The organism is Cellulomonas sp. plas2, assembly GCF_057221735.1.
This window is the reverse complement of record NZ_CM170155.1, coordinates 1280598-1295760: the sequence shown is the minus strand read 5'-3', so window position 1 is coordinate 1295760 and position 15163 is coordinate 1280598. Positions and strand designations below refer to the sequence as shown.

Sequence of the window (15163 nt, the reverse complement as noted above, 5' to 3'; positions counted from 1 at the left end):
TCGTCCCTCCACGGGGTCGGTGCAGCAGGTCGATCAGGGCCGGCGCAGCGCGCCGGGCCGGCAGGACGCCCGCCACCAGCGGGTCCGCCTAGTATCCCCCACCTGCCCGGCGCCGCAGCACGCGGCCGGGAGGTGGGACGGACGGGGGCAGGCGTGGGCGGTGGTGACGGGGTGCCCGCCTGGCGCGCGTGGGCGCCGGGGACGCGGGTCGTCGTGCGCCGCGTGCGGCCCGAGGCGGCACCGGGCGAGCCGCGGCTCACCGACGTGCTGGGCGACGTGCTCACGTCGGACGCCGCGGGGCTGCGCATCCGCACGCGGCACGGCGACGTGGACGTGCCGGCGGCCGACGTCGTGCTCGCGAAGACCGTGCCGCCGCCCCCGGCCCGGCGTGCGCCCCGGGCGGCGGGCGGCGACGGTCCGTCGGGTCAGTCGCCGCCCTGGGCCGGCGGCTGACCCTCGTCCGCCGGCGGCGGGGCGTCGGCCGGGTCGGGGCCGCACACGACCTGGTTCTGCGGCTTGTAGGTCCAGGTCTCCTGCTCGGTCTGCGGTTCGACGCCCTGCGCGCTCTTCGTGCGCGTCACGGTGATGGTGAAGCCGGGGTTGCCCGCGGACTGGGGCTCGCACGTCGGCGACTGGGAGTAGACCGTCGTCGGCTGCACGACGCGCGAGCGCCCGCTCGTCGAGGTCTCCACCGTCCAGTACGGGGTCCCCCAGAGGCGCACGTGCATCTGCCCGTCGGACACCCAGGCCTGCACGAGCGCGCCGTGGGGCGTGTCGTTGGCCCACCGCATGTCGAGCACGCCCGTGAAGATCGTCGCCTCGCGACCGGCCGGGTAGCGGGAGAACCACTCGCTGTGGGGCGTGTGCTCGACGTCGACCATGCCGGCCAGGTAGGCGGCGTTGAACGTCGTGGTGGACACCTGGGACAGCCCGCCGCCCCAGGCGTCGGTGTGCTCGCCGGAGACGATGGCGCCGGCCTCCACGTAGCCGTGCGCGGCGTCGATCGGCCCCAGCGCCTCCGTGAGCGAGAACTCCTCGCCCGGGCGGACGAGCGTGCCGTTGATCTTGGCGGCGCCGTTGGTGATGTTGACCGTGCGGCGCGGCTCGCTGGTCAGCGGTGTCGCGAACTCGGAGACGACCTGCGTCACGCCCAACGCCTCGAGCTCCTGCGCGGACTGCTCCGGGTCGGTCTCGACGAGCTCGACCGCGGCGGTCCGCTCCTCGGCGGTGCTGGCCGCCGTCACCGCCGCCGCCAGCGCCTCGGCGTCCAGGCTCGTGCCGGGCGTCCCCGGCACGACGACCGGCCGGTCGTCGACGAACTCGAAGCGCGCGTCCGCGGCCGGGGTGAGCAGGTCGGGCACCTGCGCCAGGACCGCGTCGGCCAGGGCGGCGCCGTCGAGGTCGAGCACGAGCCCGCCGTCCTGGGGCACCATCCGGGCCGCGGCTGCCAGCGTCGCCGGCTCGAGCACCGCGAGCCGGTCGCGGACCTGCACGGACACGGGCGCGGAGACCAGGGGCTCGGCGACCTCCACGAGCGCGGCCTGCGCCGCCTCGTCGTCCACCGCGGGCTCGACGACCTCCGTCGGCAGCGGCAGCGGCTGCGCGGCGTCCAGCCAGTCCGCGACGAGCACCTCGCGCGCACCGGCCGCGTCGAGGGACCAGCCCTCCGCCGCGTCGGTGCGCTCCGGGGCGCCGTCGACGAACAGCACCGCCCCGTCCACGGGCGCGAGCGCCAGCGGCCCCTCGAGCGCCTCGACGGCCGCCTCCAGCCGGTCCTCGTCGACCGTGGTCACCGGCTCGCGCGCACCGACGCCGACGAGCTGGTACCACAGGTGCGCGGGCTGCAGGAGGTCGAAGCCGGTCAGCGCGTCGACCGTGGCCCGCGCGTCGAGCGTCAGCCCCGCCTCGGCGGGCTGGACCTGGGCCCGCACGTCCTGCGCGGTGACGGCGACCGGCTCGGCCGCACGGTCGGCGAGGCCGTCCTCGAGCGCCCGCACCGCCTCGTCGGCGCCGAGCCCGCCGATGGCGACGCCCGCGACGCTCGCGCCGCGCGGCACCCGGTCGGCCAGCGCCCAGGAGGCGCCGGCGTAGGCGCCGAGCAGCAGCACGGGCACGCCGACGGCGACGAGGGCACGGCGACCACGGCGCGGCGGCCGCTCGGGCTCGAAGGCATCGAGCGGGGACGGCGCCGGTGCCTCGCCCGGCACGCGGTCGAACAGCGGGTGCGCGCCCTCCCCCGGGTCCGCGGAGCCGGTGGGCCGCCAGGACGGGTGCGTGCCGGACGGGGTGCCGGAGGAGGCGACGGCAGGCCCGGCGGCAGGGTCGACGCCGTGGCCGTCCGTGGACGCGCCGTCCGTCGTCGGGTGCTGCGTGCGGTCCTGCATCGTCGGCCTCCTGTCGCGGCGCCCGCCCCCGGGGGCCGCGCGTCCGCGATCGTACCCAGCCGCGGCGGCACGGCGGCTCCGCGGGCCGCCACGCCTCAGCCGGTCGGGGGCGCGGACGCCGTCAGCGCACGGGCCGCAGCCGTCCCCGCAGGTGCACGAGGCCGCCGCGCGCCGGGTCGGCCTCCCGGACGGCGACCACCTCCCCCAGCACGACGTCGTGGTCGCCGGCCGGGTGGACCGCGACCGTCCGCAGGTCGAACCAGGCCGCGCCGGCGTCGAGCCACGCGGCGCCGGACCAGGGCGCGCGGTGGTGCGGCACGCGGGCGAGCTGGTCCACCGCGGGGCGCCCCGGCGAGGACAGCCAGTCCGCCTGCGGCGCCGCCTCGTCGTCGAGCACCGTCACGGCCCAGCCCGGCACGTCGTCGAGCGCCTCGCGCAAGCGGCTGTCGGCGTGCACGCAGAGCAGCAGCAGCGGCGGCTCCAGGGAGGCCGACACCACCGACGTCGCCGTCATCGCCTGGTCGTGCCCCCGCCAGCGCACCGTCACGACGACGACGCCGCCCGGGAGCCGGGCCGCCGCGGCGCGCAGCAGCGCCGCCTCCACCGGCGCGGGGACCGCCGGCACCGGGTCCGGCACAAGGTCCGGCACCGGGTCCGGCACCGGGTCCGGCACCGGGTCCGGCACCGGGACCCGCTCGGTCACGCCGGATCCCCCGGCCCGGACGGCAGCCCGGGCGGTGCGTCCGGCGCCGGCGCGGCGTCGTGCGGGGGGCGCGGCGTGTCGTCGAACCACGACCGCGGCAGGAACGCCACGGGCACGAGCAGCAGGACCGAGCCCGCCAGCCAGAGGACGCCGCGTTCGTCGCCGGCGGGCATGAGGACGTCCCCACCCGGCCCCTCCTGCGCGAGCAGCACGTTCACCGCCAGCATGGCGGCGCCCGTCCCGAGCAGGCCCGCTCCCCCGGCCAGCGACCGCGCCAGGACGCCGGCGGACACGACGAGGGCGAGCGCGCCGACGAGGCCCGACGGCCACGAGACGGGCCAGGACACCGGCCAGGACACCCGGTGCACGGCGGAGCCGACGACGCCGACGAGCACGCCGAGCGCGAGGGTGCCGAGCACGCGGCGCAGCGGCGGCAGGGGTCCGGTCACGGCGTGCAGGCTAGTCCCCGCCCCTGCCCGGTGGCGGGCGCGTCCTCGTCGGGCTGTGATGGGGCCAGGGGCCGCGCGCAGGAGCCGGGAGCCACCCGGCCGGGCGGCACGTGCGCGCGCCGGCTGCCGGCGGCGCCTCCCGGAGGGAGCGCGAGGAGATGCTGACGCAGGACGAGGTCCGGACGATCGCAGGCGCCACGGCGGTCGACAGGGACGGGCAGCGGCTCGGGACGGTGGGCCGGGTCTACCTGGACGACGCCACCGGGGACCCGGCGTGGGTGACCGTGCGGACCGGGCGGTTCGGGGACGCGGAGTCCTTCGTCCCGCTGACGGACGCGACGCTGGCGGGCGACGAGCTGCGCCTGGCGCACGCCGCCGACCGCGTCGACGGCGCGCCGCGCGTGGAGGTCGACGCCCACCTGACGCTCGAGGAGGAGCGCACGCTGTACGACCACTACGACGTGGACGACGCCGGCGGGACGGGTGCGACGGCGCCGGTCGCGCGGCCGGGCTCCGGGATGGGGACCGAGGCGGGCACCGACCTGCAGGACCCGGAGGCGCGCACGACGGGCGGCCGCCACGCCGCGACACCGCCCGCCCCCGTGGCCCCGACGGCGTCGCCCGTGCCCGCGACAGAGCTCACGCAGGCGCCCACGCCGGCGCCGGTCCCCGACGAGGACCTGACGGGACGGGGCCTGTCCGGCACGGTCGCCGGCGAGCCGGGGGCGTACGGCGGCGACCCGCGCCCGGCCGCCGCGGGTCCCGGCCCCTCCGACCTCGACGGCGGGCCGCACGCCGGGTCCACCCACCACGCCCCGACGGCCGGGGACGGCACCGCGGGCCCGGCCGGCGGCCCCGGTACGGCGCCCGTGCCCGGGTACGACCTGGGCGAGGCCGACCGTGGCGAGGCCGGCCGCGGCAGCAGCGACCCCGGCCCCGCGACGGGGGTGCGCCACGCGACGGGGGGTGCGGACGCGGCCGGTGCGCGCACCGCCTGGGACGAGGGTCGCAGCCGGATGCGCCCCTGGTCGTCCGGCGCCTGAGGGTCGCGCCGGGGCCGGACGCGGGTACCGACGACGAGCCCGGCCCGCGCACCGGGAGGACGTGTGACGCACGTCCTCTGGTGCGCGGGCCGCGGCTGCCGATGGGGTGGGCGCACGCCGTCGCCGACGGCCCGAGCCCGAGGGGTGGCCATGGCCCTGGTCCGCTGCACCTGCCTGCGCACGCCCGACGTGCGGTCGATCGTCATCCCGGACCCGACCTGCCCCGCCACCGTGGTCCACGAACGGCTCGCGGAGCCCGTCCGCGCCTGACGGCCGCCCGGCGTCCGCCGGACCGCACGGCCCTCAGGCCGTGGTGACGCGCACGTAGCCCTCCTCGGCGAGCAGGGGCGCCAGCACGTCGTTGCTCAGCGCCCAGCACCCGGCCAGCGGCGCCGGGCCGTCCAGCGCGCGCACCGCCCGCACCTGCGTCGCGTGCGCCCGCAGCGCCGCCAGCACGCGGTCCCGCACGGGCCCGACCGGCACGCGCACGTCCACCCGCTCGTCGTCGACGGCCACGGGCGGGACGGGACCGGCCGGGTCGGGCAGGGTGAGCGCGGCGGACTCGTCGCCCAGCGCGGCCTCCACGGCCGGGTCCGCCAGCGCCGCCCGGCCCGCCCGCAGCTCCCGCTCCCCCTGGGCGGCGTGCAGCACGGTCGGGTGCACGCCGTCGTCCCCGCGCGCCGCGAGCCCCAGCGCGCGGTGCGTCACCGCGTGCGCACGGACGTGGTCCGGGTGCCCGTAGCCGCCCTCGGGGTCGTAGGTGACGACCACCGCCGGCCGGACGGCCCGCAGCAGGCCGGCCAGGCGCCGGGCCGCCTCGTCGAGCGGCACCGCGACGAACGCGCCGGCGGGCACGTCGGCCGTCGCCCCGGCCCGGCCGGACCCCGTCCACACCATGCCGCTGTCCTCGTACCGGGCGGCCGGCTCGTGCGCGACGTCGTCCCCGCCCTCGTCCGCGCCCGCGCCCGACCACGCCGCACGCTCGTCGGGCAGCGTGTCCAGGAAGACCCCGCGCACGCCGAGCGCCGCCCGCGCCGCCGCCAGCTCCCGCTCCCGGTGCGCGGCCAGCGCGGGGCCGTCGCCCTCGAGGTGCGCGAGCGCTCCGCCGATGACCTCCCCGCGCTCCCCGCGCGTGCAGGTGACGACGACGACGTCGCGCCCGGCGGCCGCCCACGTGGCGAGCAGCGCGCCGGTGGCGAGCGTCTCGTCGTCGGGGTGGGCGTGGACGGCGACGAGGCCGCCCGTCGTCCCCTCGGGGGCGCCGGGCGGCCTCGTGCTCATGCCTGTGCTCGTGCGGGCGGCGGGTCAGCCGCGCTTGCTGCGGGCGGTGATGCGCGCGCGCTCGGTCTGGTCGAGGACGACCTTGCGGATGCGCACGATCTCCGGCGTCACCTCGACGCACTCGTCCTCGCGCGCGAACTCCAGCGACTCCTCGAGCGTGAGCTGGCGCGGCGGGACGAGGTTCTCGAAGTTCTCGGCCGTGGAGGACCGCATGTTCGTGAGCTTCTTCTCCTTGGTGATGTTCACGTCCATGTCCTCGTTGCGGCTGTTCTCGCCGACGATCATGCCCTCGTACACCTCCTGCGTGGGCTGCACGAAGAAGGAGCCGCGCTCCTGGAGGTTGATCATGGCGAACGGCGTCGCGGGGCCGGAGCGGTCCGCGACGAGCGAGCCGGACTGGCGCGTCTCGATGGGGCCGGCCCACGGCTCGTAGCCGTGCGAGATCGACGAGGCGATGCCCGTGCCGCGGGTGTCGGTGAGGAACCGGGTGCGGAAGCCGATGAGTCCGCGCGCCGGGACGACGAACTCCATGCGGACCCAGCCGGTGCCGTGGTTCGACATCGTCTCCATGCGGCCCTTGCGCTGCGCCAGGAGCTGCGTGACGGCGCCGAGGTACTCCTCCGGCACGTCGATCGTCATGTGCTCGACCGGCTCGTGGACCTTGCCGTCGATCGTGCGCGTGACCACCTGCGGCTTGCCGACGGTGAGCTCGAAGCCCTCGCGGCGCATCTGCTCGACGAGGATCGCCAGCGCGAGCTCGCCGCGGCCCTGCACCTCCCAGGCGTCAGGGCGGTCGGTGGGGACCACCTTGAGGGACACGTTGCCGATGAGCTCCGCGTCGAGGCGGTCCTTGACCTGGCGGGCCGTGACCTTGTGGCCCTTGCCGCCCTTGCCCGCCAGCGGCGAGGTGTTGATGCCGATGGTCATGGAGATGGCGGGGTCGTCGACCGTGATGAGCGGCAGGGGCCGCGGGTCGTCGGGGTCCGTGAGCGTCTCGCCGATGGTGATGTCGGGGATGCCGGCGACGGCGACGATGTCGCCCGGGCCCGCCTCGCCCTCCATCGGCACCCGCTCGAGCGCCTTCGTCTCGAGCAGCTCGGTGATGCGCACGTTCTGCAGCGTGCCGTCCTGGCGCGCCCACGCGACCGTCTGCCCCTTGCGCAGCGTGCCGTTGAAGAGGCGCAGCAGCGCGAGGCGGCCGAGGAACGGCGAGGCGTCGAGGTTGGTCACGTGCGCCTGCAGCGGCGCGGCCGGGTCGAAGGTCGGCGCGGGGATCTTCTCGAGGATCGTCGCGAACAGCGGCTCGAGGTCGGGGCTGTCCGGCAGACCGCCGTTCTCGGGCTGCGTGAGCGACGCGCGCCCGACCTTGGCGGCGGCGTAGACCACGGGCACGTCGAGGATGGCGTCGAGGTCGAGGTCCGGGACGTCCTCGTGCAGGTCGGACGCCAGGCCCAGGAGCAGGTCCGTGCTCTCGTGCACGACCTCGTCGATCCGCGCGTCGGGCCGGTCCACCTTGTTGACCAGCAGGATCACGGGGAGCTTGGCGGCCAGCGCCTTGCGCAGGACGAACCGGGTCTGCGGCAGCGGGCCCTCGGACGCGTCGACGAGCAGGACGACGCCGTCGACCATGGACAGGCCGCGCTCGACCTCGCCGCCGAAGTCGGCGTGGCCCGGGGTGTCGATGACGTTGATGGTCACGCCGTCGGGCTGGCCCACCGCGGCCGCCGCGGGACCGGCGTACCGGATCGCGGTGTTCTTCGCGAGGATCGTGATGCCCTTCTCGCGCTCGAGGTCGCCGGAGTCCATGGCGCGCTCGTCGACGTGGGCGTGCTCGCCGAAGGCGCCGGACTGCCACAGCATGGCGTCGACCAGCGTGGTCTTCCCGTGGTCGACGTGCGCGACGATCGCGACGTTGCGCAGGTCGGCGCGGACGGAGGTGCCGGCCTGGGGGACGGCGACGGGCACGGACATGGGCGGTCTCATCTCGACGCGGTGGGGGCCGCGGGTGACCACGGCGAGAGGGTGGGCGCGGCCACGACGGGGCCGGCGCGCGGCCCCATGGTAACGCGGGCACCCCCGCGGGCCTTCCCGAGGCGGACGTGACGCTCGTCCGCCTCGGACGTCGGCACCTGCCCTCGGCGCAGCTCCCGGCGCAGCTCTCAGGCGGCCGGGAGGAGCCGACCGTCCCGGAGCTCGACCACGTGGTCGGCAGCCTCGACCAGCCCCTCGTCGTGCGTGGTCACCAGCACGGCCGCCCCGCGCTCGTGCGCGTGGGCGACGAGCAGGCCGTGCACCACGCGCGCCGTCGCCGGGTCGAGCTGTCCCGTCGGCTCGTCGGCGAGCAGGAGGCGCGGCCGGGCGACGAGGGCCCGGGCCAGCGCCACGCGCTGCTGCTGCCCGCCGGACAGCTCGTCGGGCCGCTGGGCGGCGTGGACCGTCAGCCCGACCTCGTCGAGGGCCGCGGCCACCCGCGCCTCGCGCTCCGCCGGCGCCACCCGGAGCACCCGTAGCGGGACCGCGACGTCCTCGGCGGCGGTGAGGAACCCCACCAGGGCGAGCCGCTGGGCGACGAGCGCGACCCCCGCCGGCCGGAGCCCGAGCAGGCCCTCGTCGTCGAGCGTGGCCAGGTCCGTGCCGCCGACGACGACCGTGCCCCCGTCGGGGCGGCGGAAGCCGCCCAGGACCTCCAGCAGGGTGCTGCGACCCGCGCCGGCGCGGCCCCGGACGGCGACGACCGCCCCGGCCGCGACGTCGAGGTCGACGCCGTCGAGGACCGGACGTCGGGCCGCCCCGTGCCCGCGGCTGCACCGCACGTCGCGGGCCCGCAGCCACGGCGCGGTCACGGTGCCCCCCCGTCCGCGGGCGGGACGTCCGGCCGGACCTCGACGCGGTCGCTCTCCAGCGACAGCCGCACCCGGTCCCGCAGGCCCAGGCCCGTGCGGAACTCCTCGGGGAGCTGCAGGCGGCCGACGCGGTCGAGCACCGCGAACTCCTCCACGACGTCCCGCCGGGTCCCGGCGGCGTCGTGCTCGGTCCGGCGGTGGACCTCGGACGCGGTGCGCCCGTCGCGGATGCGGACGGTCCGGCCCACGTGCTCGGCCACGGCGGGGTCGTGGGTGACCACGACCGTGGTGACCCCCGTGCGCCGGTTCGCCTCCCGCAGGGCCGCCAGCACCTGGGCGGCGGCGTCGCGGTCGAGCTCGCCGGTCGGCTCGTCGGCGAGGAGGACCTGGGGACGCGCGACGAGCGCGACGGCGATCGCCACCCGCTGCCGCTGCTCGCCCGTGAGCGCCTCGGGCCGCCGGTCGGCCACCGCCGCGCAGCCGAGCAGGTCGAGCGCGTCCGCCACCCGCTCGTCGCGCTCACGGCGACCGGCGCGACCGGCGCGGCCGGTGCGAGCCCCGCCGAGCGCGAGCGGCACGGCGACGTTCTGCGCCGCCGTCAGGTACGGCAGGAGGTTGCGCGCGGTGTCCTGCCACACGAACCCGACGGTCCGCCGCCGGTAACGCGTCCGTCCGGCCGCGGACAGCGCCGTGAGGTCGGTCCCCGCCACCCGCGCCGACCCGCCCGTGGGCCGGTCGAGGCCCGAGAGGATCGACAGGAGCGTCGACTTGCCCGACCCCGAGGCCCCGACGACGGCCACGAGTTCGCCCGCCTCGACGCGCAGGTCGAGGCCCTGCAGCGCCTGCACCTGGACCTCGCCGCGGGTGAAGATCCGCACGAGGTCCTGGCAGAGCACCACGGGCTCGGGCGCCGGCGCCCGGGGTCCGGTGCCCACGGCCGGCGGCGGGCCTGTCGTCGTCACGTCAGCACCTCCCGGGGTCGGGGCCGCGGCACGAGCGCGACGGCCGTCGCCGCGACCAGCACCACCGCGCCCACGGCGGCGGGCACCACCGGCACCTGCACCGGGACGGTGCCGGTCCCAGCACCGGTCCCGGTGCCCGTCCCGGTGCCGGCCCCCGCACCCGTGCCGGCGACGAACGCCGCGAGGTCCACCGCCGGCAGCACCCCCCACGCCGTCACCGCGCCCGTCACGGTACCCGCCGCGGCCGCGACGAGGAGGAGGGGCAGGACCTCCCAGGCGGTGAGCGCGAGCGCGGCCCGGCGGCTGACACCGAGCAGGGCCAGCTCGCCGAGCAGCCGTCGCCGGGGACCGGTGCCGCGGAGCACGACGAGGAGCACGGACACGGCGGCCAGCACGAGGCCCGCGGCCGCCGCGACGACCACCCCGTGACGCACGGCGAGGGCGGACGGCGTCCCCTGGACGTCGGCGACGCGCTCGGCACGGGTCTCCGCCCGGGCGGGCCCGACGAGCTCGAGGACCGCCGCCCGCAGCGACGCCCCGTCGTGCGTCCCGTCGTCCGTCGCGTCGCGCGTCCCGTCGACAGCGACCAGCAGCGTGCGGCTGCGCGGCTCCACCCCGAGCACCCGCACCGCGTCGGCCCGGTCCACCAGCACCCAGCCCGCGCCCTCGACCACCCCGGGCAGCGCCGCGGTCGTGCCCACCGGGTCGAGGCTCGCGCTGCGCGGCCCGACGAGACGACCGCCGTCCCCGGCCGCCCCCAGCCCTGCCGCCAGCACCACCGGCAGCCGGCCGTCGGGTCCCGGGCCCGCGGCCAGTGCCGTGAGCGCCTCCCGCGCCCCGGGCTCGAGCCGCGCGTCCTGCACCCGGAGCAGGGCCTCGGCCTCGACGGTCACGAGGTCGACCAACCGCCGCTGCCCGCCGCCGTCGAGGGCGACCCCGCCGACCTCGCCGACGAGCGCCGCGGCCGCCACCCCCGGCAGCGCACGCACCCGCTCCGCCGTCCCCGGCGGCACCACGGGGCCCGTCACCCGCAGGTCGGCGCCCGTGCGCTCCCACGACGACCGGTCGACCGCAGCGGCCAGCGAGCCGACGAGCGCCAGCGACGAGACCACGACCGTCAGGCCCAGGACCAGCGCGAGCGCCGGCACACCACCCCCGGCACGGAGGCGGGCGGCCCGGGCCGCACCGAGGTGCCCGAGCACGCCGGGGCCGCGCACGGTGACGGCCGCGACCCGGCGCAGGACGGCGGGCACGAGCGCGAGCACCCCGACGGTCGCCGCGAGACCCAGCACCGGCGGCGCCAGCACCAGGACGGGGTCCGCACCGGCCCCGCCCCCCACGCCGGCCGCCGGGTCGGCCCGTGGGACCAGTCGCGGGTCCGGACCACGCGTCGCGACGAGGACCAGCACCAGCACCGCACCGACGACGACGACCGTCCGTGCCGCCCGCGCCGCCCCGAGGCGGACCCGCCGCACCGCGTCGGCGCGGACCTCCGCGGCTGGTGCCCCCGCGGCGGCGAGCACGGCGACGAGGAGCACGGCGGCCGCGGCCACGACGACGGCACGCCACGTCCCGGGCGGTCCGGCGGCGCGTCCGCCGAGGGCGGTGCCCACCGCTACCGCCGGGACGGCCCCGACCACGGCGGCGAGCGCGGCCGGCAGGGCGGCCACGGCCCGGACGAGGCCGTCGGCAGCGCCGCGCGCCGCCAGCAGCCCGAGCGCCGGCCGCTGCACCTCCCCCGCCAGGCGCACCGCCAGGAGCAGCACGGCCAGCAGCACGGCGAGCGGACCGGCGGTGACGAACGCCAGGACCGTGGCCGTGCCCGCGCCGACCCGCAGCACGGCGTCGAGGACGTCCGGGAGGCCCGTCGCCAGCGCCACGGGGGCGTCGCCGTCCGCCGTGGGCAGCCGGCCACGGTCCGCCAGCACCCCGCGGAGCTGGTCCACGACGGTCCCGAGCCGGCGTGCGTCGAGCCCGTGCGGGTCGACCGGGACGACCACCCGGGTCCGCACGCCCGTCGAGCCCAGTGCCGCGACGCCCGCCGCCGAGGGGTCGACGTAGGCCACGGCGGTCACGGTCCGGCCCCGGTCGAGGTCGTCGTCGACGCCGGGGGCCACGGCGAGCGGCTCGTGCGCCCACCGCTCGTCGCCCGGGTCGCGCACGGTGTACGTGCCGCTCAGGACCACGGCGAACCCCCGGGTGGCCCGCTCCTCCCCCACGGACCAGCCGAGCACCCGCGCCGCCTCGGCGGACAGCAGGAGCGGCAGCGCGGACCCGTCGGGCGGACCGGGCAGCGCGCCCTCCACCACGTCGACGTGGGCGGGCAGGGCCGGGTCTGCCGTGACGAGCACGCGGGGGTCGCGCACGTCCGTCGCGACGGCGGGCAGCGCGGTGACGGGCTCGGCCCGCTGCACGGTGACCGTGGGCGCACCCAGCGCGTCCCGCAACGGTCGCGGCGCGTCGGCGCGCAGGGCGGCGAGCGCCGCGTCGACGGCGGCCCAGCCGTCGCCGGACGGGCCGGTGAACGGGCCGGTGGACGGGCCGGTGGACGTTCGGGTGGAGACCTGCGCGTCCCCGACCGCGGGCGCGGCCGGGACGACGGCCACGAGGTCGCGGCGCACCGGGCCGACCCCGTCGACGTCGTGCTCGAGCTGGGCCTGCGCCACCCCGGCGAGCACGCCCGGGAGGGCCGTGAGCACCGTCACCACGAGCAGGACCACCAGGGCGACGCCGGTCCACGCCCGCGCGTGGGCCCGCAGGTGCGCCGCCAGCAGCGGCACCGTGAGCACGCCGGCCGACGACGACGCCCGACGCCTCACCGCGCCCACCCCCGCCGGCGCGGCGCCCGGGCCGTCCCGGCCCCGTGGCGGCCCGCCCGGGCGGCGGCCAGGACGACCGCCCCGAGCACGACCAGCAGGGCGCCCCCGAGGCCGGCGCCCGTCACCACGTCGGTGCTCGTCGTCGTGACGAGCCCGGCCGGTGCGCCCGGCACCGTCCGCGTCACGAGCCCCGGGGTCACGACCGCGCCGACCGCCCACCCGGTCGCGAGGCCCACGGCCAGGGCGACGGCGAGCAGCACGGCCGGCTCCGCCGCCCGCAGCACGGCCCGGCGCGCGGCGCGGAGGCCGACGGCGGCGAGCGCGGCCGTCTCCGCCCTGCGGGCGCCACGGTCCGCGACCGCGGCGGCGGCCAGCCCCGCACCGCACAGCAGGACGACGAGGGCCGCGCCGAGCACCACGGCGCCACCGGTGCCCGCGACGGCGCTCGCCGGGTCCCCGCCCCGCACGTCGACGACCGCCGCCGCACCGACCCGGTCGCGCACCTGGGCACCGAGCACGTCCGGCGCCGCCGACGGGCCCTCGCCGGCGACCAGCCACACCTCGCGCGGCGCGGGCGCCACCGCGTCCTGCGCCCCCAGCGCCGACGCCAGCGCGTCCGGCTCTGCCACGACGGCGTCGTCGGCACCGGCTCCGGGCACGGCGGGAACGACCCCGGCGACGACGGCCGGCACCCGGGCCCCGGCGAGCTCGAGGGTCACCTCGTCGCCCCCCGTGGCCGCGAGCCCGCGGGCGAGCCGGGCGGTCAGCACGACGGGCAGCGCCGCCTCGCGCTGCGCGGCGGTCGTGCCCGGGGAGGCGCCCGACGGTGCGCCGGGGAGGTCGACCCGTACGCCGTCGGGGAGCGCGAGGAGGGTCGCCGTGACCTCGCCCAGCACCACCGGCGTGCGCAGGACGGGTCCCGCGGCACGCACGCCGGGCAGAGCGCCCAGGTCACCGACGAGGGACACGACGTCCTGCGGCGGGGCGGTCACCCGCACGTCCGCACCCGTGACGCGCTCGGCCCACGTCGCCGTCGCGGCGCGCGCCGTGCCGACCTGCCCGGCGGCGAGCACGACGGCGCCGGCCGCCAGCACGACGAGGACGACCGGGACGGCCGCGGTCCCGGCGCCGCCCGCGACGTGCCGGACGGCCACCAGCCCGGTGCCCCGAGCCGCGGCCAGCGGGCGCGCGACCAGCCTCGCGAGGTGCGGCAGCAGGACGACCAGCACGGCCGCCGCCGCGACGAGCAGCGCCGCCGGGGCGAGAGCCCCCGCCGCACGGACCGCGGCCCCGTCCCCGGCGGCGGCGGGCTGCCGCAGCACCGCGAGCGCACCCGCGGCCGCGGCCAGCGCGAGGAGCGGGACGACGACGCCGCCCGTGCGCCCCCGGCCGCCCCGCGCCCGGGCCGCGCGCCGCCGCGCGTCGAGCGCCGCCGCACCGACCAGCGCCGCGACGGCGGCGACCGCCACGGCGCCCGCGACGGCGGCGCCGAGCGCGACGAGACCGGCCGCCGGTGCACCGCCCGGCCCCCCGCCGAGCAGTCCGCCCACGACCGCGCCGGCCGCCGCGCCGGTGGACGAGGTCACGACGGCCAGCGGCACCGCCTCCACGAGCGCCAGCGGCACGAGGGCCCGGACCGGCGACGCGCCGCGGGCCAGCAGCAGCGCGCTCTCCGCCGCCCGCGCGGACACGAGGACCCGGACCACCTGGACGAGCACCACGAGCGCGGCCACCGCCACGAGCCCGACGGGTACGAGCACGGCCGACCGCGCCGACCGGGCGGCGGTCGCGAGCCCGGCCACGACCTCGTCGAGCCGACCGGCCCGCGTGACGCCGCGGACGTCCAGCCCGTCCGTGCCGTCCACGGCGCCCCGCAGGGCCGCCAGCCGGTCGGCCAGCCCCTCCAGGTCCCCGGCACCGACGGCACCGGGCCGGACGACGACCGTCCACCGCACGAAGGGCGTCGCGTCCGTGACCCGCGCGGCCGAACCCGGGGCCACGAGGACCAGCCCCGGCCGGCCGGCCGGGTCCGCGGACCTCGTCCCCGCCTCGGACGGGTCCCCCACCCCCTCCACGGCGAGCGGCTCCCCGAGCCAGAGCGGGTCGTCCGGCCGCACCGGTTCCCAGACCCCGACGACGACGAGCGCGACGCCCGACGCGGTGCGCAGGCGGTCGCCCGTGCCGACCCCCAGGGCGGCCGCCGCACCGCGGTGCACGGCGACCGGGACGTCGGGTCCCGCCGTGACGGGGTCGGTCGGCCGCGAGCCCGTTACCACCCGGACCGCACCCGTGCCGCCGTCGTCCTCGAGGGCCACGAGGCGGTGCTCCCGGCCGTCGTCCCCGCGGGCGCGCACGGGCTCGGTCCGGAGCGAGCGCCGCCACCCGGCAGCGGGACCCAGGTGGTCGAGCAGCGCCCGGGCGGACGCCTCCTGCGCGACGGGGTCCGGCGCGAGCCGCGTCTGCACCGCGAGGGCCCCGTCGCGGCCCCGCGCGCCCTCGAGGGCCGCCCGGACGGCGGCGCCCGTCGCCCCGTCCGCGCCGACGACGAGGGCGACCAGCCCGCCGGACGTCAGCGCCAGGAGCACCGCGACGGTGCCGAGCAGGCCCCGGGCAGCCCCGGCGCGCGCCCGCACGAGGGCCGCGGTGCCGAGCCCCGGCGCGGACGACGCGGACGGCACC

11 protein-coding genes are annotated in these 15163 nt (G+C 79.3%); 2 read left to right on the top strand and 9 right to left on the bottom strand.

The features are described from left to right. Window positions 1-153 precede the first annotated feature (153 nt). A complete protein-coding gene (locus AC2TDM_RS05855) occupies window positions 154-453 on the top strand; it encodes a putative acetyltransferase (protein WP_239078749.1) in 300 nt (99 codons plus the stop codon). Here the strand turns inward: AC2TDM_RS05855 and AC2TDM_RS05850 are convergent. The 3 genes from AC2TDM_RS05850 to AC2TDM_RS05840 form a co-directional block, all read right to left on the bottom strand. Beyond that, window positions 426-2384 (bottom strand): VanW family protein, encoded by a 1959-nt coding sequence (locus AC2TDM_RS05850; RefSeq protein ID WP_484636102.1) that lies wholly within the window; start codon window positions 2382-2384, stop codon window positions 426-428. The genes AC2TDM_RS05855 and AC2TDM_RS05850 overlap by 28 nt on opposite strands. Window positions 2385-2505: 121 nt before the next feature. Then, window positions 2506-3087, bottom strand: coding sequence for a flavin reductase family protein (locus tag AC2TDM_RS05845; RefSeq protein WP_484636101.1), 582 nt, complete (start codon window positions 3085-3087; stop codon window positions 2506-2508). Next, on the bottom strand, window positions 3084-3536 hold the full coding sequence (locus AC2TDM_RS05840; RefSeq protein WP_484636100.1) for a hypothetical protein: 453 nt from the start codon (window positions 3534-3536) through the stop codon (window positions 3084-3086). The genes AC2TDM_RS05845 and AC2TDM_RS05840 overlap by 4 nt, the downstream gene beginning before the upstream one ends. A 158-nt stretch (window positions 3537-3694) precedes the next feature. Here AC2TDM_RS05840 and AC2TDM_RS05835 point away from each other — a divergent pair, with 158 nt between their 5' ends. After that, window positions 3695-4579, top strand: a complete 885-nt coding sequence (locus AC2TDM_RS05835) for a PRC-barrel domain-containing protein (protein ID WP_484636099.1) — start codon at window positions 3695-3697, stop codon at window positions 4577-4579. Window positions 4580-4882: 303 nt separating this feature from the next. Here AC2TDM_RS05835 and AC2TDM_RS05830 read toward each other — a convergent pair whose 3' ends face one another. The 6 genes from AC2TDM_RS05830 to AC2TDM_RS05805 form a co-directional block, all read right to left on the bottom strand. After that, the gene (locus AC2TDM_RS05830; protein ID WP_484636098.1) at window positions 4883-5860 is read right to left on the bottom strand and encodes a PIG-L family deacetylase; all 978 of its coding nucleotides are present in this window, start codon (window positions 5858-5860) and stop codon (window positions 4883-4885) included. A 24-nt stretch (window positions 5861-5884) separates the two neighbouring features. Further along, window positions 5885-7831, bottom strand: a complete 1947-nt coding sequence (gene typA / locus AC2TDM_RS05825; protein WP_484636097.1) for a translational GTPase TypA — start codon at window positions 7829-7831, stop codon at window positions 5885-5887. Window positions 7832-8019: 188 nt separating this feature from the next. Next, window positions 8020-8703 (bottom strand): ABC transporter ATP-binding protein, encoded by a 684-nt coding sequence (locus tag AC2TDM_RS05820; protein ID WP_484636096.1) that lies wholly within the window; start codon window positions 8701-8703, stop codon window positions 8020-8022. Next, window positions 8700-9665: an ABC transporter ATP-binding protein gene (locus AC2TDM_RS05815; protein WP_484636095.1), complete on the bottom strand. Its 966-nt coding sequence runs from the start codon at window positions 9663-9665 to the stop codon at window positions 8700-8702. The genes AC2TDM_RS05820 and AC2TDM_RS05815 overlap by 4 nt, the downstream gene beginning before the upstream one ends. Beyond that, a complete protein-coding gene (locus tag AC2TDM_RS05810; RefSeq protein ID WP_484636094.1) occupies window positions 9662-12484 on the bottom strand; it encodes a hypothetical protein in 2823 nt (940 codons plus the stop codon). Before AC2TDM_RS05810 ends, AC2TDM_RS05815 begins: the two co-directional genes overlap by 4 nt. Continuing rightward, complete coding sequence (locus tag AC2TDM_RS05805) at window positions 12481-15162, bottom strand: hypothetical protein (RefSeq protein WP_484636093.1); 2682 nt, start codon at window positions 15160-15162, stop codon at window positions 12481-12483. Before AC2TDM_RS05805 ends, AC2TDM_RS05810 begins: the two co-directional genes overlap by 4 nt. Window position 15163: the final 1 nt, after the last annotated feature.

Bases quoted from the DNA above. Each gene is read 5' to 3' on its own strand.
- AC2TDM_RS05850 (WP_484636102.1), bottom strand. From the start codon at position 2,384: ATGCAGGACCGCACGCAGCACCCGACGACGGACGGCGCGTCCACGGAC.
- AC2TDM_RS05835 (WP_484636099.1), top strand. From the start codon at position 3,695: ATGCTGACGCAGGACGAGGTCCGGACGATCGCAGGCGCCACGGCGGTC.
- AC2TDM_RS05830 (WP_484636098.1), bottom strand. From the start codon at position 5,860: ATGAGCACGAGGCCGCCCGGCGCCCCCGAGGGGACGACGGGCGGCCTC.
- typA (WP_484636097.1), bottom strand. From the start codon at position 7,831: ATGTCCGTGCCCGTCGCCGTCCCCCAGGCCGGCACCTCCGTCCGCGCC.